The organism is Roseateles puraquae (assembly GCF_002205845.1).
Classification (GTDB): domain Bacteria; phylum Pseudomonadota; class Gammaproteobacteria; order Burkholderiales; family Burkholderiaceae_C; genus Pelomonas; species Pelomonas puraquae.
This window is the reverse complement of sequence record NZ_NISI01000001.1, coordinates 1,150,200-1,168,460: the sequence shown is the minus strand read 5'-3', so window position 1 is coordinate 1,168,460 and position 18,261 is coordinate 1,150,200. Positions and strand designations below refer to the sequence as shown.

Below are 18,261 nucleotides of genomic sequence, written 5' to 3'. Positions count from 1 at the left end.
TGTTGTGATTGAGTTAGTGGCGCGAGCGGCGCACGAGGCTGCCGACGTCCAGGATGAGAGCGACACGGCCGTCACCCATGATGGTGGCGCCCGACACGTCATTGACCTTGCGGTAGTTGGCCTCGAGGTTCTTCACCACCACCTGTTGCTGGCCGAGCAGTTCGTCCACCAGCAGCGCGACGCGGCCGCCTTCGGCTTCCACGACGACCATGATCGAGCTGACATGCTCGAAGTCGAAGCGCGGCACGTCGAACACCTTCTCGAGTTCGATGACCGGCATGTACTCGTCACGCACCTCCACCACGCGGCCGGAGCCGGCGACGGTCTTGATGGTGTCGGCCTGCACCTGGAAGGACTCCACCACGCTGGACAGCGGCAGGATGTAGCACTCGTCGCCCACACCCACGCTCATGCCGTCCATGATGGCCAGCGTCAGCGGCAGGCGCACGGACACCTTCATGCCGTAGCCCTCGGCCGAGTCGATCTCGACCGTGCCGCCGAGCGACGTGATGTTCTTCTTGACCACGTCCATGCCCACACCGCGGCCGGAGACGTCCGTCACCTGCTCGGCGGTGGAGAAGCCCGGCGCGAAGATCAGGTTCCAGCACTCGGCGTCGGTCATGGTGTCCGGCGCGTCGATGCCCTTTTCGCGGGCTTTCTTGATCAGCTTCTCGCGGTTCAGGCCGCGGCCGTCGTCACGCACTTCGATCACGATGCTGCCGCCCTGGTGAGAGGCCACCAGGGTGATGGTGCCTTGTTCAGGCTTGCCCTTGGCGAGGCGGTCGGCCGGCATCTCGATGCCGTGGTCGCAGCTGTTGCGCACCAGGTGGGTCAGCGGGTCGGTGATCTTCTCGACCAGGCTCTTGTCCAGCTCGGTGGCTTCACCCTGCGTGACCAGCTCGACCTTCTTGCCGAGCTTGGCGGCCAGATCGCGCAGCATGCGCGGGAAGCGGTTGAACACCGTCGACATCGGAATCATCCGGATCGACATCACCGACTCTTGCAGGTCGCGGGTGTTGCGCTCCAGGTCCGCCAGGCCGGAGGTCAGCTGCTGGTAGATCGCTGGGTCCACATCACGGCTGTTCTGGGCCAGCATGGCCTGCGTGATCACGAGCTCGCCCACCAGGTTGATGAGCTGGTCCACCTTCTCGATGGACACGCGCAGCGTGGTCTGGTCCAGGCCGCCGCCGGCTGGTTTGGCATCGGTCTTGGCGGGGGTGGCGGGGCGGGTCGGCACGATGGCCGCGGTCGGCTTGACCTCGGCGGCAGGGGCCGGCGCTGCCGCGGCGGCAGCACCTTCGGGCGTGCCGGGAGCGTCGTCGAAGAAGCCGTAGCCGGGGTCGGTCGACGGCGCCTCGGCCGGCGGCGCGCCGGGGGCGCCTTCATAGAAGCCGAAGCCCGGACCCAGCGGCGTGAGCTTGACCTGCTCGCGCGCGACGTGGAAGGTGAACAGGTCCAGCAGGTCGTTGTCGGTGGAGCTGGTCAGCACCTTGAAGCGGCGCATGCCGTCGGAGCTCTGGCCGGCGTCCAGCGGCTCGATGGTGCCGAGGTCCGTGATTTCCTTGAACAGCTCGACGAGGTTGTCGGCCAGCGCGGGGTCGTTCAGCGGGCCGACCTGCAGCTCCAGCAGGCGGGTGCCCGGGCCGGTGGCCGGTGCGGGTGCGGCGGGGGCTGCCGCCGGCGCCGCAGCCGGTGCGGCCGGCGCGGCCTTCGGTGCAGCAGCGGCCGGCGCGGGCGCGCCGCCTTCGACGAAGCTCTTGATGTTGAACAGCAGATCGGTCGTGTCGACCGGGTCGGCGCCCGAACCCTGGTGGCGGCCCAGCTGGGCGCGCAGGGCATCGCCCGACTGCAGCAGCACGTCCACCATCGGGGCGGTCGGCTGAAGCTCATGGCGGCGCAGCTTGTCCAGCAGCGTCTCCATCTGGTGCGTCAGCTCGGCGACGTCGCTGAAACCAAAGGTCGCCGCGCCCCCCTTGATGGAGTGGGCGCAGCGGAAGATGGCGTTCAGTTCTTCGTCGTCAGCCTCGTCAACATTCAGGTTCAGCAGCAGCTGCTCCATGTTGTCGAGGTTCTCGCCAGCTTCCTCGAAGAAGACCTGGTAGAACTGGCTGAGATCGATGCCAGCACTGATGCTGGCGCCTTCGGTGGTCATGTCACCCATGGCGGTGCTCCCGTGTCCGGAACCGGCTTCAGCGGATGACCTTGCCGATCACTTCGATCAGCTTGGCCGGGTCGAAGGGCTTCACCAGCCAGCCCGTGGCGCCCGCGGCGCGGCCGGCTTGCTTCATCGCGTCGCTGGACTCGGTGGTCAGGATCAGGATGGGCGTGGTCTTGAACTTCGGGTTCTCGCGCAGCTTCTTGGTCAGGCTGATGCCGTCCATGCGGGGCATGTTCTGGTCGGTCAGCACCAGGTCGAAATCGCGCTGGCCGGACTTTTCCCAGGCGTCCTGCCCGTCCACTGCTTCCACCACGTTGAACCCGGCGTTCTTGAGCGTGAAGGCCACCATCTGGCGCATCGAGGCCGAGTCGTCGACAGCGAGGATTGAGTGCATTTGTGTTTTCTCCGAGAGAACGTGTTGCCTGGGGGCTTAGTGAACTGGAAATCAGAAAAGCTCGATGGAACCGGCGTCCATCTCGTCTTGTGTGACCGGGTTGGGGCGCAGCGGCGCGATCTCGACGACGGCCGCGCCGTCTTCGTCGTCCATGCCGAAGGTGTCGCGGGCCAGTTGGTCGGCGCAGTTGCGCAGGCGCTGGCTGGTGTGGGCGATGAGCTGGGTGGCCATGTCCTGGAACTGCAGCGCGGTGATGGCGCCGGCGATGTCCTGCATGATCTGCTTCAGGCCGTCCGACGCGGCGCTGCCATCACTGTTGCTCAGCAGGGCCATGGTCTGGTTGGACGCGCTGTAGAAGTGTGTGGACAGCGCTTCACCCGCGTCGTCCAGCAGGCGCTGCAGTCGCTCGAGGTCGTTGGTCACCGTCATCAGGTGATCCTGGAGTTCCGCAGCCGCCAGCAGCGGCATGGCGGCCACGGCTCCATCGAATTCGGCGGCGGTGGAAGTGTCTGTCTGCATCGTGTCTCCGCGAGGGGATGCTGCTTCTTGTCCCAAAGCCCTGGGGTTTCCCTCAGGGCAACTGCATGATGGCATGTTCACCCCTTTTTCGGGGGGTGTCGACCGGGAGATGCGTAGAGAACGCGCGGTATTACCGGTCTGAACCGCGTTGCGTGGGGCGCCGGCCACGGGATGGCGGGCGCGGCATACTCCGGCCCCATGACGATTCCTGGTCCGGAGCAGGCCCCGCGGGTCCTGCGGGTACTGCATGTCGAGGATGCCGAACTCGACCACCAACTCATCCTTGCCCAGCTGCTGCGCGCCGGCCTGAAGGTGCAGGTCGAGCGGCGGGATGCCCTGCCGGCGGTGCTGGAAGCCCTGAGCCAGCCCTGGGACGCGATCATTTCCGACTACAACCTGCCGGGCTATTCGGGCCTGGATGTGCTGGAGGCCCTGAAGACGCGCCAGCTGAACGTGCCCTTCATCCTGGTCTCAGGCGAGATCGGTGAAGACACCGCGGTGGCCGCGATGCGCAACGGCGCCTCTGACTATTTGCTCAAGAACAATCTCAACCGCCTGGCGCCGGCCCTGCTGCATGCCATCGACGCAGCGGAGAACGAGCGCGCCCGCCGGGCGGCGGATCAGGAGCTGATCAAGTCCAAGCAGCGCCTGCACGAGCTGGCCGGCCACCTGCAGACCAGCGTGGAGCTGGAGCGTGCCGCCATCGCCCGCGAGATCCATGACGACGTTGGCGGCTCGCTCACCGCCGTCAAGTTCGACCTCGCCTGGATTGACCGCCATGCGCAAGAGCCCGAGGTGCGCCAGCGCGTGGCCGCGGCCCTGGAGACCGTCAACGCCGCCATCGACGCCAGCCAGCGCATCATGCACAACCTGCGCCCCGCCATCCTGGAGCAGGGCCTGGTGGCCGCGCTGCAATGGATGACGGCCCGTTTCGAGCGCCGCACGGGCATCGAAGCCGGCCTGCGGGTGGGCGATGAGCGCCTGGCCCTGCCGCCCGGCGTGCCGCTGGTGGCCTACCGCACGGCGCAGGAGGCGTTGACGAACGTCTCCAAGCATGCGCTGGCCACCCGCGTGGACGTGGAGCTCAGCCTGGACTCGGGCGTGCTGACGCTGGAGATCCGCGACAACGGCCGCGGCATGGGCCCGGACGATCTGGCCAAGGAGCGCTCCTTCGGCATCCGCGGCCTGCATGAACGTGCCGCAACGGTGGGCGGCTGGGTGGACCTCTCCAGCCCGCCGGGCGGTGGCACCAGCCTCATCCTGACCGTGCCGCTGGCGCAGGACGCCATCGACGCCCTCGACGACGCCACCGACTTCGGCAAGGACGACGCGACGTCCATCTGGGGGCGCGTGTGATCCGGGTCATTCTTTGCGACGACCATGGCCTCATCCGCCGCGGCATCCGCGACACCCTGGCCGATGCCCAGGACATCGAGGTCGTCGGCGAAGCCGGCGACTACACCGAGCTGCGCGGGCTGCTGCACACCCTCGGGCGCGACAACCCCTGCGACGTGCTGGTGCTCGACATCAACATGCCCGGCCGCTCGGGCCTGGATGTGCTGCACGTGCTCAAGGAAGAGGGCAACCCGGTGCGCACCCTCATCGTGTCGATGTACCCGGAAGACCAATACGCCATCCGCGCGCTGCGCGCCGGCGCCTACGGCTACGTCAACAAGGGCGGCGACCCGGCCTCGCTGGTGCAGGCGGTGCGTACCGTGGCCCAGGGGCGCAAGTACGTGACGCCCGAGATCGCCCAGATGCTGGTCGAGAGCCTCACCGCGCCCGTCACCGAACAGGCCCACCACAAGCTGTCGGACCGCGAGCTGCAGACCCTGGTCATGATCGCCTCGGGCAAGCGCCTGTCCGACATCGCCGAAGAGCTGATGCTCAGCCCCAAGACGGTCAGCGTCTACCGGGCTCGGGTGCTCGAAAAGCTCGGCCTGACCAACAACTCCGAGCTCACCGTCTACGCCATCCGCAACGGGCTGGTCGAGAGCTGACGCCGCGTCAGCGCGCACGGCCCGGCGCCTGACCGCCGTTCATCCCGGGTGGCTGTCGATTCAGCCTCGCGGGCCGCCGTTCGTCGAAACCCGGGTCGACTGATAGCGCTATCTGTGCAAAATCCGTCGCACTTTCCCACTGGCAACAACTCCAGGGAGTGCGTCATCGATACCGGATTGCTGAAGGAACTGCGCATCGACGGCGCGCAGCGTGAGGAACGTGGCGGCGGCGCCCCCACTTGGCTGTGGGGCGTGGTGGCGGGTGCTGCCGTGCTGGCGTTGGCGGGTGGTGCGGCCTGGTGGTGGATCACCGGCAACAAGCCGGTCGCGGTGCAGACCGCCACCGTGCGCGCCAATGGCCAGGGGCCCGCCGCAGGCGCCGTGCTGCAGGCCACGGGCTACGTCACCGCGCGTCGCATGGCGACCGTGTCGGCCCAGATGACCGGCACGCTGACCGAGGTGCTCATCGACGAAGGTTTCAAGGTCAAGAAGGGCCAGGTGCTCGCGCGGCTGGACGACACCGGACTGAAGGCGGGCCTCGCCGCCGCCGAGGCCCAGGTGCGCACCGCGGAAGCCAACCTCGGGCAGCTGCGGGCCCAGCTGGCCCAGGCCCAGGCCGACGAGCGCCGCCAGGCCGAACTCGCGGCCAGCGGCATGACCACGCGCCAGTCCCGCGAGCAGTCGGCCACAGCGGTCAAGACAGTGTCGGCACAGATCGAGGCCGCGCAGCGCCAGATCGAGGCTGCCCAGGCCCAGGCGCGCCAGGCGCGTGTGAACTTCGACTACGCCACCGTGCGCGCGCCTTTCGACGGCGTCGTCACCGCGCGGGCAGCCCAGGTGGGCGAGATCATCTCGCCGCTGTCCGCGGGGGGCGGCTTCACCCGCACCGGCGTGGGCACCATCGTCGACATGGACTCGTTGGAGGTGAATGTCGACGTCAATGAGGCCTACATCGCCCAGGTCAAGCCCGACATGCCCTGCGAGGCGGTGCTCGACGCCTACCCCGACTGGAAGATCCCCGCGCACGTGGTGGCCGTCATCCCGAGCGCCGACCGTGGCAAGGCCACGGTCAAGGTGCGGGTGGCGCTGGAGCAGAAGGATGACCGCCTCGTGCCCGACATGGGCGTGCGCGTGAGCTTCCTGGCCACCAAACCCCAGGCCGCGGCGAAGCCGGTGCCCGGGGTGCTGGTGCCGCCCGAAGCCGTCGTTGACCGCGAGGGCGGCCCGGCCGTCTTCGTCGTGCAGGACAACCGCGCCGAGCGGCGCGCCATCAAGCTGGGCGGTGACGTGGGCAAGTTCCGCCTCGCCACCGACGGCCTCAAGGCCGGCGAGACCGTTGTGGTTTCTCCGCCGCCCGAGCTGAAAGCCGGTTCCACCGTTGCCAACAAGGAATGAGCATGAGCGCATTGATCGAGATCCGCGACCTCTCCAAGGCCTACACCCGCGGCAAGCAGACGGTGGAGGTGCTGCACAGCATCCAGCTGGACGTCCAGCAGGGAGACTTCCTCGCGCTGATGGGCCCTTCGGGCTCGGGCAAGACCACGCTGCTCAACCTGATCGGCGGCCTGGACACGCCCACCGGCGGCTCGATCAACGTCGGCGGCGAGCGCATCGACCAGCTCTCCGGCGCCGCGCTGGCCAAGTGGCGGGCGTCGCGCGTGGGCTTCGTGTTCCAGTTCTACAACCTGATGCCCACGCTGTCGGCGCAGAAGAATGTCGAGCTGCCGCTGCTGCTGACCAAGCTCTCGGCCGCGGAGCGCAGGAAGCGCGCGGCGATCGCGCTGCAGCTCGTCGGCTTGGCCGACCGGGCCTCGCACAAACCCACCGAGCTGTCGGGCGGCCAGCAGCAGCGTGTGTCGATCGCGCGGGCCATCGTGTCCGACCCCACGCTGCTGGTCTGTGACGAGCCCACCGGCGACCTCGACCGCCAGTCTGCCGAAGACGTGCTGACCCTGCTGCAGGCCCTCAACCGCGAGCATGGCAAGACCATCGTGATGGTCACCCACGACCCGCGGGCCGCCGCGCGCGCCAGCCGCACGCTGCACCTGGACAAGGGCACGCTGGTGACGGAAGCCGAAGCGATGGCGGCCTGAAGGAGAGGCCATGAAATACCTCCACCTCATCTGGGCCGCACTGTTCCGGCGCAAGCTGCGGACCTTTCTCACCCTGGTGTCCATCATCACGGCCTTCCTGCTGTTCGGCCTGCTGGATGCCGTGCGCGTGGGCTTTGATCAGGCCGGCCAGAGCGCCAACGGTGCCCAGCGCCTGCAGACCGGCGCCAAGCTCAGCTTCATCCAGTTGCTGCCGATGTCACTCGGCGCGCGCATCTCGCAGATCGATGGCGTGAAGGACGTGACCTTCGCCAACTGGTTCGGCGGGGCTTACCAGAAGCCCGAGAACCAGGTCTTCAGCTTTGCCGTCGCGCCCAATTACCTGGACATCTACCCCGAGATGGAAGTCTCGGCGGAGCACCGCAAGGCCTTCGCCGAGACCAAGGACGGCGCCCTCATCGGCGAAGCGCTGGCCCGCAAGTTCGGCTGGAAGGTGGGCGACCAGGTGCCGATGCAGTCCACCATCTTCCCTGACAAGAACGGCAGCCAGAACTGGCCGTTCAAGATCGTCGGCATCATCCACGTGGCCGACAAGAAGACCGGCGGCTGGTGGGACCAGACCTTCCTGCTGAACTGGAAGTACTTCGACGACACCACGCCCTGGAATCAGGGCCAGGTCGGCTGGTATGTCACGCGGGTCAAGGATGTGAACCAGGCGGACCGCGTGCTCAAGGCCATCGACGAGATCTCGGCCAACTCCGACCACGAGACCCGTACCCTCACCGAGCAGGCGGCGATGAGCAGCTGGATGAAGCAGGTGGCCGACATCAATCTCATCGTCACGTCCATCATGGGCGCGGTGTTCTTCACGCTGCTGCTGCTGGCCGGCAACACCATGATGCAGGCGGTGCGCGAGCGCACCGGCGAGATCGCGGTGCTCAAGACGCTGGGTTTCCCTGGCGGCAGCGTGCTGGCCATGGTGCTGGCCGAGTCGATGCTGCTGTTGCTGATCGGCGGGTCCATCGGCCTGGCGCTGGCCAGTGTCGTCGGGCCGGCGGTGAGTGCTGGCAGCGGGGGCGCCCTCAACCTGCCCGCCGCGGGCGCGACGAGCTGGGCGATCGGCGTCGGTCTGGCGCTGCTGTTCGGGTTGGCGGTCGGCGCCTTGCCGGCGTTGCGCGCGATGCGCGTGAACATCACTGATGCACTGGCCGGGAGGGCTTGAGATGAAGTTCCTGAAGAACCTGGGTCTCGTACTGCTGACCCTGCTCGTGCTCGGGGCCTGGGTCATGCTGCCCTGGCAGGGGGCGGTGGCGGCGGTGGTGGTGTTCGTTGCCTGGATGTTCCTGTTTCGCAGCGGCATGCAGGCGCGCTCGGTGGCCTCGGTGGGCCTGAGCACGCTGACGCAGCGGCTCGGCTCTTCCGCGGTGATCGTGGTGGGCATCGCGGGGGTGGTGGGCGTGCTGGTGGCCCTGCTGGCCATGGCGGAGGGCTATGCGCAGACACTGCGCAACTCCGGCTCGCTGGACACGGCCATCGTGATGCGCGGCGCCTCGGCCAACGAGGTGTCGTCTTCGCTGAGCCGGGAGGACGTGGTGCAGATCGAGCAGGCGCCCGGCATTGCTCGCGACGCCGAAGGCAAACCCATCGTCTCGGCCGAACTGGTGGCGGCGGCCAACCTGCCGGTCAAGGGCAGCAAGACGCATGACGAGGGCAGCGCGCAGGTGCGGGGCGTGGGCGACGCAGCTTTCACGGTGCGGCCCAACGTGAAGATCATCCAGGGCCGACGCTTCCAGCCCGGCCTGCGCGAGATCGTCGTCGGCAAGGGCGTGGTGCGGCAGTTCGAGGGCATGGCGGTCGGCGCCACGCTCAAGCTCGGCAACCAACCCTGGACGGTGGTCGGCGTCTTCGCGTCGGGCGATGCGATGGAGTCCGAGCTCTGGGCCGATGCCAATGTGCTGGCCGACACCTACCGGCGCGGCAGCGGTCGCAACTCCGCCACCGTCAAGCTCGAGAACCCCGCGGCCATCCAGGCCTTCAGTGCGTCGCTGGAAGCCAACCCGCAGCTCAAGGTCAAGGCCAGCACCACGCTGGCGTTCTTCGCCAAGCAGTCAGAGCGCATGACGCAGGTGCTGCGCATCATCGGCATCACGGTCGGCGCCATCATGGCCGTGGGCGCGGTGTTCGGCGCGCTCAACACCATGTTCGCGGCCGTCGCAGCGCGCGCCCGGGAGATCGCCACCTTGCGCGCCATCGGTTTTCGCGGCCTGCCAGTGGTCGTCGCCGTGATGCTGGAAACCACGTTGCTGGCCCTGGCGGGCGGCCTGATCGGTGGCTTCATCGCCTGGCTGCTGTTCAACGGCTTTGAGGCGTCGACCATGTCGGCGGGCTCCGTCGGCAAGCTGAGCTTCAGCCTCGCAGTCTCACCCGGCCTGCTGTGGGAGGGCGTCAAGTGGGCGCTGGCCATCGGCTTCGTCGGCGGGCTGTTCCCGGCCGCGCGGGCGGCTTCGCTGCCAGTGACGACGGCGTTGCGCGAAGCCTGAGCGCGCTCAAGCCAGCCGGAAGGCGGACACGGCCGAGGCCAGTTGCTCGGCCTGTTTTCGCATCGTGTCCGCAGCGGCGGCCGACTGCTCCACCAGGGCGGCGTTCTGCTGCGTCGCGCGATCGATCTCGCCGATGGCCTCGTTCATCTGGCCCACCGCTCGGCTCTGCGACTGGCTGGCCTGGCTGACCTCGCGCACGATGTCGTTCACCCGGCCGATGGTGCGCACGATGTCCTGCATCGTCTCGCCCGTGGTCGACACCAGGCGGGCACCCGACTCGACCCTGAACAGGCTCGTGCCGATGAGCGACTTGATCTCGCGCGCCGCCTCGGCGCTGCGGCTGGCCAGCGAACGCACCTCGCCCGCGACCACCGCAAAGCCGCGTCCGTGATCGCCGGCACGTGCGGCTTCGACGGCGGCGTTCAGCGCCAGGATGTTGGTCTGGAAGGCAATCGTGTCGATGACGTTGGTGATGTTGCCGATGCGTTCCGACGCCTCGGAGATGGCGCCCATCGTCGCCACCAGGTCCTGCATCAAGGCCCCGCCCTGGGCTGCGACTTGCGCGGCCTCGACCGACACGCGGCTGGCCTCGCTGCTCGACTGTGCATTGAGGTCAACCGTGGAGCCGAGCTCCTCCATGGTCGCCGCCGTTTGCTGCAGCGTGCTGGCCTGGCGCTCCGTACGGGACGACAGGTCCAGGTTGCCCTGAGCCATCTCGGTGCTCGCCAGCACGACGCTGTCGGCGCCTTGGCGGACGCTGGAGACCACACGGGCAAGGCCCGTCTGCATGGCCTGCAGGGCGGCGAGCAGGGGGCTCATCTCGTCTCGGGCGTTGTCAAGGACAGGTGTGGTGAGGTCGCCGTTGCGCACGCGCTCGGCCACGGCCAGCGCCGTGCTCACGCGGCGCTGAAGCGTGTGGCGCAGCCAGCCGGCAAACACGAACAGCGTGAGGGCCAGGGCCAGGAAGCTGGCCAGCAGCAGGCGCAGGGTGGTGTGGACCGAGGTCTCGATGCCGTCGATGTCGGCCGACAAGCCGGTGGTCTGGTAGCTGACCGTGTCGTCGAGGACCGCCAGCAGCGCATTACGTGCCGGGATGGTCTTGCTGACGAGATAGTCGAAGGCCTCCTCCCGCTGACCGGCCACGATCAGCGCCAGATTGGCCTCACCGACCGTCCAGAAGCTCTTCAGCAGCCCGCGCACGGGGGCGAAGCGCCGGCGTCCTTCGTCGGTGTAGAGCCGCGTCTCGTAGTCGTCGATGGCCTTGTCGATCAACTGGCGCTTGAGGGCGATGTCGTCCAGAGAGGCCTGCCGCTCCTGCGGCGTGCGCGACAGCATGGCGTGACGCAGCTGCAGCGAGACCCGCGTGATGTTGAGCTCCACATGGGCGATGTCGTTCAGTTGGGGCACGCGGTTGTGCTCGGCATGGGTCGCCTTGTCGACCACGTCGTCGAGCTTTCGGTAGGCCAACACCCCGATCAGGGCCAGGCCCAGCGCAATCAATCCGGCGATGGCCACCAGACGGGCCGAGATTCCGAGTCGACTCAACATGACACTTCCTTCAAACGACGAGCTCGAAGATTATCATTTGTATCAAAAAGATCGTATTGACAGAATCTGGAAGTGTTAAATAGTGCTTGAAAGACCGCTCGAGTGGCGGGGGTTCTGGCTGTGAGTTCAGCTGAAGACGGCCAGCAGCCGCTCCAGCGCCACCGTGAAGGGTGTCTGCATCAGCGGCAGCGTGGCGACCATGCCGATCAGGCCGACGCTGACGGTCAGCGGGAAGCCGACCGAGAACACGCCGATCTGCGGCGCCACGCGCGAAATCACGCCCAGCACCAGGTTCACGAACATCAACATCGTGATCAGGGGCAGGGCGATCCACAGTCCGATGCTGAAGATTTCAGCGCCCCATTGCTGGGGCGCTGCGGCCCTCAGGAAGGCGAACGGTTCGCCACCGACGGGGAAGGCATGAAAGCTCTGGATCAGCGCATTGATCAGCAGCAGATGCCCGTTGATCGCGATGAACAGGAAGGCCACCATGCTGCCGAAGAAGCGGGCGCTGGCCGTGCCCTGGGCGCCCGTGCCGGGGTCGAAGAAGCCGGCGAAGTTCAGGCCCATCTGCAGGCCGATGATTTCACCGGCGAACTCCAGCGCCGCGAACACGATGCGCACCGCAAAGCCCATCGACAGGCCGATCAGCAGCTGCTGGGCGATCAGCAGCGTGAGCATGGGCAGCGAGTCCAGCGGCGTGGGCGGGATGTCGGGCAGCGACGGCTGGGCGGCGACCGAGATGAACAGCGCCAGGCCCACGCGCAGGCGCAGCGGCACGTTGCGCTGGCTGAAGGTCGGCATGCCGGCGAAGAGCGCCAGCGTGCGGATGAAGGGCCACAGGAGTGGGTTCAGCCAGGCGAGGAGTTGGGCTTCGGTGACGGTGAACATCTGGGGCTCAACTCATGAAGGGGTTGCTTTTGCGATGAGCCTTTCGACCCGGTGCACCGTGCCGGGAATTCGCCCCGGCGGGCGAGTAACTTTCTTCTGTCGCGCCAGAAGAAAGTCACCAAAGAAGAGGCGCTGAACCGCACACCATCGGGCTGCTGGGAAGGCTCGCGCGCGAAAACCCTCGCTCGTGGACTGTGAATAAGCGACCCGCTGCGCTCTCGCTGCTGTCCCTGTCACGGTCGCCATCCATCGCACCTTCACGCCGGTTAACGCCGGCTGCACGCCGGGCTCACCAATCAATGCACCAACCGCCACGACGCGCCGTCGACGGCGCTTGACTTCAACTCGTGAGTTCGGCGTGCAGCCGACGTTGACCGCACAAGCGGTGGACGACTCGGTCTCTGGACAGGGACAGCAGCGAGAGCGCAGCGGCTCGCCTCGGCTAAGGCTCTGAGCGTTCGTTTTCGCGCGATGTCCGTCGCAGGCCAGAGGCGACTTGCGGTTCAGCGCCTCTCTTTTGGTGACTTTTCTCTGGCGCAGCAGAGAAAAGTTACTCGCCCGCCGGGGCGAATTCCCGGCACGGTGCAACGAGTTCTGAAGGTTCTGGCCAAACGCAATCGACACGGCGCACGCCTCACCCCACCGCCGACGGAATCGACTGCAAGGTCCGCTGGATGTACTCCACCAGTTGCGTGACCATCCACGGCCCCGCGACGGCGAGCGTCAGCACGGCGGCGATGACCTTGGGTACGAAGGACAGCGTCGCCTCGTTGATCTGCGTGGCCGCCTGGATGACGCTGATCACCACGCCCACCAGCAGCACGACGATCAGCACTGGCGCCGAGACCAGCATCAGGATGTACAGGCCTTGCTGGCCCAGGGTGAAGACTTGTTGTGCGTCCATGTCAGGTCACAAAAGAAGCGGCCAGCGAGCCGAGCAGCAGGTTCCAGCCGTCTGCCAGCACGAACAGCATCAGCTTGAAGGGCAGGGCCACGAGCACGGGCGACAGCATCATCATCCCGAGGCTCATCAGCACGCTGGCCACGATCATGTCGATGACCAGGAAGGGGATGAAGATCAGGAAGGCGATCTGGAAGGCGCTCTTGAGCTCGCTCGTCACGAAGGCCGGCACCAGCACCTTGAAGGGCACGTCCTCAGCCTTGATGCTTGCGTCCAGCTTGGCCAGGCGCGAGAAGAGGGCGACGTCGGCCTGGCGTGTCTGCTTGAGCATGAAGCCGCGCATCGGCACCTCCGCGCGTTTCAAGGCCTCGTCGAATTGGATGGTGCCGGCGCTGTAGGGCTGCCAGGCGTCGGCGTAGACCTTGTCCAGCGTCGGACTCATCACGAAGAAGGTCAGGAACAGGCTCAGGCCCACGATCACCTGGTTGGGCGGCGCCGCCTGCGTGCCCAGGGCCTGGCGCATCAGGCTCAGCACGATGGCGATGCGGGTGAAGGCCGTCATCATCAGGATGACGGCGGGCAGGAAGCCCAGCGCTGTGAAGAACAGCAGCGTCTGGATCGGGACCGAGTAGCTGCCGCCCGACCCCTGGCCGACCAGCAGCGGCAGCGTGGCCGGTTGCGTCTGGGTCTGCGCGATGGCGGTGCCGGCAGCGAGCAGGGTCAGCCCGATCAGGTGCTTAGCCCGCATGGCCACGCTCCTTGTTCAGCAGCTTTGCAAAGCTCGCAGGGGCCGGCGGCTCGGCCTGGGGCGGCAAGGTGTGCAGGGTCGTGATGCTCTGGGCGGTCGCGCCCAGCACCAGCCAGCGGCGGTCTTCACCCTGGCCGACCTCCACCACCAGCAGGCGCTGGCTGGGCGAGGTGGGCAGCTGCGCCACCACGCGCAGCACCCCGGCGGCGGCCGCGCCGCCCATGGGCGTGCGCTTGAGCAGCCACAAGGCCACGGGGATCAGCGCGACGATCCCGAGGAACCAGAGGAAAGGGAGCAGGCCGGAAGCATTCATGCCTCGGCATTCTGCGGAGCGACTTGAGGTGCTGAACCCGCCAACAGGCGGTGCATGAGGGGGCTATTCGGCGGAACGGGAAGTGCCACAGAGGCACAGAGACACAGAGGGGTCAGACCCTTGCCACCGGGGCGCCGCCTCTGTGTCTCTGTGCCTCTGTGGCTGTGTTCCGGCCCTTCAAGCTGCCTTGGACAGGCGGCGCATGCGCTCCGAAGGCGTCACGATGTCGGTCAGGCGGATACCGAACTTGTCGTTCACCACCACCACCTCGCCCTGGGCGATCAGGTAGCCGTTGACCAGCACGTCCATCGGCTCGCCGGCCAGCGCGTCGAGTTCCACGACCGAGCCCTGGGCCAGCTGCAGGATGTTCTTGATCGGGATGCGGGTACGGCCGAGTTCCACGGTCAGCTGGACGGGGATGTCCAGGATCATGTTGATGTCGCCCGCCGGGCCACCCGCCGTGGTCGGCGTGAAGTTGGCGAAGCTGGGCGTGGAGACCTGCTCCGGGGCCACCTCGGAGACGACCTCGGTCGAAGCGGATGCAGCGGGCGCGGCGGAGGCCTCGGCCAGGGCTGCAGCCCATTCAGCCGCCATCGCGTCCTGTTCTTCTTGGCTCGGGGAATCAGGGCTCATGTTTGGCTCCCAACCAGCTCTCCTGTGAGCCGGTCAGCATCTTGTCGATCTTGAGGGCGTAGCGGCCGTTCGAAGTGCCGTAGTGGGACTGGAACACCGGCACGCCGTCTACCTTGGTCTGGATCACGGGCTCCAGGTCGAGCTCGATGAAGTCGCCAGGCTTGAAGGCCAGCAGTTGCTCCACCGTGGCCGGCGCCGTGCCCAGCTCGGCCACCAGTTCCACCTCGGCGGCCTGGATCTGGGTTTTCAGCAGGTTGACCCAGCGCCGATCGGGCTCGGTGGAGTCACCCTGCGTGGTGCTGTAGAGCACGTCGCGGATGGGCTCCAGCGTGGAGTACGGGATGCAGAAGTAGATGGTGCCGCTGGTCTCGCCGATCTCCAGCGTGAACGAGGTCGACACCACGATCTCGCTGGGCGTGGCGATGTTGGCGAACTGCGGCTGCATCTCCGAGCGCTGGTATTCCAGCTCCAGCGGATAGATGCCCTTCCAGGCCTTGTGATATTCGTTCAGCACCACCTCGACGATGCGGGTGATGACGCGCTGCTCGGTGGGCGAGAAGTCGCGGCCCTCAATGCGGGCGTGGAACTTGCCAATGCCGCCAAAGAGGCTGTCGATGACGGCGAACACCAGCGTCGGGTCGCAGACGATCAGCCCGCTGCCGCGCAGCGGCTTGACCGACACGATGTTGAAGTTGGTCGGGACGACGATCTCGCGCAGGAAGGCGCTGTACTTCTGCACCTTGATGCCGCCGATGGCGACTTCCGGGCTCTTGCGGATGAAGTTGAACAGGCCCACGCGGATGTTGCGCGCGAACCGTTCGTTGATGATCTCCATCGTGGGCATGCGCCCACGGACGATGCGCTCCTGGCTCGCGAGGTTGTACTCGCGAATGCCGCCAACCTGCTCCTCCTCGGCTTCGAGCTTCTGGCTCTCGCCGGTGATGCCCTGGAGCAGTGCATCGACTTCGTCTTGGGAAAGGATCTGCTGGTTCATGGTCGAAGCAGGGCGCTACTGGACGATGAAGTTGGAGAACAGCACTTGGGTGACCGGGCTTTCGACGGCGGCTTTTTTCTTCTTCTTCTTTTTCTTGGGCGCGTCGGCGGCTTCTTCGTCCTCGTCGTCGAGCTCGATGCCCATCGGGCGCACCGACTCACGCATGATTTCCTTGGCCAGCTTTTCCTTGCCTTCGCGCGTCAGCAGGTCAGCGGCCGTCTTGTGCGACAGCACCATCAGCACGTTGCTGCGGATGGCGGGCATGTAGGCCTTGATCTGGTCAGCGAACTTGGGGTCCTCGACCTGCAGCGTCACGCCGACCTGGGCGAAGCGGTCCACGTCCTTGTCGGCCAGGTTGACCGTGAACGGGTCCAGCGGCACGAACGTGGGCGGATGGTCAGGCTTGGCGTGCGCCTTGGGCTTGACGGGGGCCTCCACGGCCTCGCCGTCCTCGCCTTCCTCGACGGGCTTCTTCTTGAGCAGCATGAAGGCCGCGCCACCCCCCACCAGCACGAGCACGAGCACCGCGGCGAGGATGATGATCAGCTTCTTGCTGCCGCCCCCCTTGGGCGCGGCAGCAGCGGGTTCGGCAGCCGGCGCAGTCGCCATGAAAACTCCTTGAATCGTCCACCGCCCGGCAACCCCACAGCGGGATTCGGGCACATTGCGGTCGATTATTGACCCGGGGCAGCCGGTTCAAACCTCGATCAGGTCAAGCCAGGCGTGGCTATTTCCGCTTCATCCTCAAGCAAATGTGTCGAGCAGGCCGTTGGCCCGCCGGGTGACGGTGACGGGTGCAGCGGCCGCGCCGCTGTCTCGGCCACCCGAGACGCCAGCCACGCGGCTGCCACTGTCACGGTTGCCCCCGCGGTCGTTGCCGCCCTGGGTGTCGCGCGGCGCCTGCTGGAACACGCCGCCCCCGGCCAGCGTCAGGCCCTGGCCCTGCAGGGCGGCGGCCAGGTCGGGCAGGCTCTGCTCCAGGGCCTGGCGGGTTTCGGCCTGCACCGCATGGAAGGACACCTGGGCCTGGGCCCCGTCCACCACGATCTGCACGGCCACCGGGCCCATCTCGGCCGGGTTGAGCTGGAGTTCGGCCTGCTGCACGCCGTCCACGGCCAGCAGGCTGACGCTGGCGGCGAGTTCCGGGCCGAAGTGGTTGCTTTGCAAGGCGGCTTCGACGCGACCGGTGGCGGGCGGCTTGGCAGACTCTGCGGCCGCCGGGCCCTGGGGCAGCGCCTGGGCCAACACGGCGGCGAAGGCCGGCGTGGCGCCCTCCAGCGCGGCGGGGCGTGGTGCGTTGCTGTCGCTGCGCGCGGTGCTTGTCTGCAGCGCGTCGGTGCCTTGCGTGCGGGCGCTGGCTGCGGCCTTGTCGCTGGCCACGTCGGCAGCCTTGGCGCGCGTGGCGTCGGCGGCGCGGGCGGCGCCCTCGGCGGTGCGGCGTTCGGTACCGGGTGCGGGGCGGCTGTCGGTGGCGGCCACGCCGGCCGGGTTGGTGCCTGCGGCGTCGTCCTGGCCGGGCGTGCTGCCCGTGACGCGGGCCTCCCGGGCGCGGGCGTTGCCGCGAGCGGGCCCTTCTGAGGATGCCGCCTCGGCCGTGGCTGCCGGCGTGGGGGCGTTGGGCGTGGCAAGTCCGATCAGTTGCGTCAGCTCTGCCAGCGGGTCGGGCATCGCGTCGCCATCGGTCGACGTGTCCTCGTCCGTCGTCGTTGCGGCGGCCTCGGTGTTCCGTGTCTGGGCTGCCTTGGCGTCGACGTCTGCAGGCCGCGCTTGGCCGTCGGCGGCCTTGTCGGGGGTCTTGGTTGCGTCCTTGCGACGTTGGGCCGCCGGGGCCGGCGCGGCGCTGGCCTTGGCGGCGGCTGCCGGCTCGGGGGCCTTGGCGTCGCCGTCAGGCGTCTTGGCGGCGGGCTCCTTTGGCGCCGGGGCCGCCGTGGCGGGCGGCAGGGCCGGCTGCTGGCTCAGGTAGTCGGCAAAGCTGACGCCACCGGCCGAGGCCGGCTGCGGCGAAGGCGCCGTGCTCGTGGGCGGCAGGGCGGGCTTGGCGTTGACGGTGGAGGCGCTGCTCAGCATGGGGGTGGCCTCAGGCGTGGGCCGAGCGGCGCAGGTGGGCGCGCGCGGCAAATTCGTCAGTGGCGCGCTGCTCGCGACGCTGGGCGATCTTGGCGGCCTCGGCCTGGCGGCGGGCGATCAGCTGGCGCAGCGCGGCCACGCGCAGTTCGGCCTGGCGCAGCGCGTCGCGAGCGCGCACCTGGCGCTGGTCGGCATGGTTGGCGATGTGGCCCTGGGTGTCCACCGCCTGGTCCAGTCGCTGGCCGAAGGTCTGGTAGCAGGCCACGATGTCCATCGTGGTCGCCTGCGCGAAGCTTTGCGTCCAGCGCTGCTGGTAGTCCTGGCGATAGCCGGCCAGTTCACCATGCTGATGGCGCGCGGCCTGGGCCTGGGCACTGGCGGCGTGCAGGGCCTGGGCGGCGGCGTCGCGCTCGCTCTCGGCGCGTTCGAGCAGCAGGCTCAGGGTGTCGGTGGCGGCAGTGGCACTCATTCAAACTCCAGCGCAGCGCCAGACGGGCGGTCCGG

19 protein-coding genes are annotated in these 18,261 nt (G+C 67.7%); 6 read left to right on the top strand and 13 right to left on the bottom strand.

The window, feature by feature from the left end; translation table 11 throughout:
- Window positions 1-13 precede the first annotated feature (13 nt).
- Genes CDO81_RS05360 through CDO81_RS05350 form a run of 3 tightly spaced genes read right to left on the bottom strand, consistent with a single transcriptional unit; the run spans window position 14 to window position 3,071 of the window.
- Window positions 14-2,161: a chemotaxis protein CheA gene (locus tag CDO81_RS05360; protein ID WP_088482074.1), complete on the bottom strand. Its 2,148-nt coding sequence runs from the start codon at window positions 2,159-2,161 to the stop codon at window positions 14-16.
- 28 nt (window positions 2,162-2,189) lie between these two features.
- On the bottom strand, window positions 2,190-2,552 hold the full coding sequence (locus CDO81_RS05355) for a response regulator (RefSeq protein WP_056199337.1): 363 nt from the start codon (window positions 2,550-2,552) through the stop codon (window positions 2,190-2,192).
- 51 nt (window positions 2,553-2,603) lie between these two features.
- Window positions 2,604-3,071, bottom strand: a complete 468-nt coding sequence (locus CDO81_RS05350; protein WP_088482073.1) for a hypothetical protein — start codon at window positions 3,069-3,071, stop codon at window positions 2,604-2,606.
- A 198-nt stretch (window positions 3,072-3,269) separates the two neighbouring features.
- Between CDO81_RS05350 and CDO81_RS05345 the strand changes: the two genes are divergently transcribed.
- From CDO81_RS05345 to CDO81_RS05320, 6 genes are all read left to right on the top strand, one after another.
- Window positions 3,270-4,427 carry a hybrid sensor histidine kinase/response regulator gene (locus CDO81_RS05345; RefSeq protein WP_088482449.1) on the top strand — a complete coding sequence of 386 codons (1,158 nt, stop codon included), beginning with the start codon at window positions 3,270-3,272 and terminating at the stop codon, window positions 4,425-4,427.
- Window positions 4,424-5,071, top strand: coding sequence for a response regulator (locus CDO81_RS05340; RefSeq protein ID WP_088482072.1), 648 nt, complete (start codon window positions 4,424-4,426; stop codon window positions 5,069-5,071). The genes CDO81_RS05345 and CDO81_RS05340 overlap by 4 nt, the downstream gene beginning before the upstream one ends.
- Before the next feature lie 177 nt (window positions 5,072-5,248).
- Window positions 5,249-6,466, top strand: coding sequence for an efflux RND transporter periplasmic adaptor subunit (locus CDO81_RS05335; RefSeq protein WP_206602065.1), 1,218 nt, complete (start codon window positions 5,249-5,251; stop codon window positions 6,464-6,466).
- Complete coding sequence (locus CDO81_RS05330) at window positions 6,463-7,164, top strand: ABC transporter ATP-binding protein (RefSeq protein ID WP_241516847.1); 702 nt, start codon at window positions 6,463-6,465, stop codon at window positions 7,162-7,164. Before CDO81_RS05335 ends, CDO81_RS05330 begins: the two co-directional genes overlap by 4 nt.
- Window positions 7,165-7,174: 10 nt before the next feature.
- A complete protein-coding gene (locus CDO81_RS05325) occupies window positions 7,175-8,344 on the top strand; it encodes an ABC transporter permease (RefSeq protein ID WP_088482069.1) in 1,170 nt (389 codons plus the stop codon).
- 1 nt (window position 8,345) lies between these two features.
- The gene (locus CDO81_RS05320) at window positions 8,346-9,662 is read left to right on the top strand and encodes an ABC transporter permease (RefSeq protein ID WP_088482068.1); all 1,317 of its coding nucleotides are present in this window, start codon (window positions 8,346-8,348) and stop codon (window positions 9,660-9,662) included.
- A gap of 6 nt (window positions 9,663-9,668) precedes the next feature.
- Here CDO81_RS05320 and CDO81_RS05315 read toward each other — a convergent pair whose 3' ends face one another.
- The 10 genes from CDO81_RS05315 to fliJ form a co-directional block, all read right to left on the bottom strand.
- Complete coding sequence (locus CDO81_RS05315) at window positions 9,669-11,210, bottom strand: methyl-accepting chemotaxis protein (RefSeq protein WP_088482067.1); 1,542 nt, start codon at window positions 11,208-11,210, stop codon at window positions 9,669-9,671.
- A gap of 126 nt (window positions 11,211-11,336) precedes the next feature.
- Complete coding sequence (gene fliR / locus CDO81_RS05310) at window positions 11,337-12,101, bottom strand: flagellar biosynthetic protein FliR (protein WP_088482066.1); 765 nt, start codon at window positions 12,099-12,101, stop codon at window positions 11,337-11,339.
- A gap of 634 nt (window positions 12,102-12,735) precedes the next feature.
- The gene (fliQ, locus tag CDO81_RS05305) at window positions 12,736-13,005 is read right to left on the bottom strand and encodes a flagellar biosynthesis protein FliQ (RefSeq protein ID WP_088482065.1); all 270 of its coding nucleotides are present in this window, start codon (window positions 13,003-13,005) and stop codon (window positions 12,736-12,738) included.
- Between the two features lies 1 nt (window position 13,006).
- A complete protein-coding gene (gene fliP / locus CDO81_RS05300; RefSeq protein WP_088482064.1) occupies window positions 13,007-13,750 on the bottom strand; it encodes a flagellar type III secretion system pore protein FliP in 744 nt (247 codons plus the stop codon).
- The gene (locus CDO81_RS05295) at window positions 13,740-14,063 is read right to left on the bottom strand and encodes a FliO/MopB family protein (protein ID WP_088482063.1); all 324 of its coding nucleotides are present in this window, start codon (window positions 14,061-14,063) and stop codon (window positions 13,740-13,742) included. The genes fliP and CDO81_RS05295 overlap by 11 nt, the downstream gene beginning before the upstream one ends.
- 177 nt (window positions 14,064-14,240) lie before the next feature.
- Window positions 14,241-14,696 carry a flagellar motor switch protein FliN gene (fliN, locus tag CDO81_RS05290; protein WP_088482062.1) on the bottom strand — a complete coding sequence of 152 codons (456 nt, stop codon included), beginning with the start codon at window positions 14,694-14,696 and terminating at the stop codon, window positions 14,241-14,243.
- Complete coding sequence (fliM, locus tag CDO81_RS05285) at window positions 14,686-15,690, bottom strand: flagellar motor switch protein FliM (protein WP_088482061.1); 1,005 nt, start codon at window positions 15,688-15,690, stop codon at window positions 14,686-14,688. Before fliM ends, fliN begins: the two co-directional genes overlap by 11 nt.
- Window positions 15,691-15,705: 15 nt before the next feature.
- Window positions 15,706-16,299 (bottom strand): flagellar basal body-associated FliL family protein, encoded by a 594-nt coding sequence (locus CDO81_RS05280; protein ID WP_088482060.1) that lies wholly within the window; start codon window positions 16,297-16,299, stop codon window positions 15,706-15,708.
- Window positions 16,300-16,434: 135 nt separating this feature from the next.
- Entirely contained in the window at window positions 16,435-17,757 is a 1,323-nt protein-coding gene (locus tag CDO81_RS27970) for a flagellar hook-length control protein FliK (RefSeq protein WP_158218165.1), read from the bottom strand.
- A 10-nt stretch (window positions 17,758-17,767) separates the two neighbouring features.
- On the bottom strand, window positions 17,768-18,226 hold the full coding sequence (fliJ, locus tag CDO81_RS05270) for a flagellar export protein FliJ (protein WP_088482058.1): 459 nt from the start codon (window positions 18,224-18,226) through the stop codon (window positions 17,768-17,770).
- Window positions 18,227-18,261 lie beyond the last annotated feature (35 nt).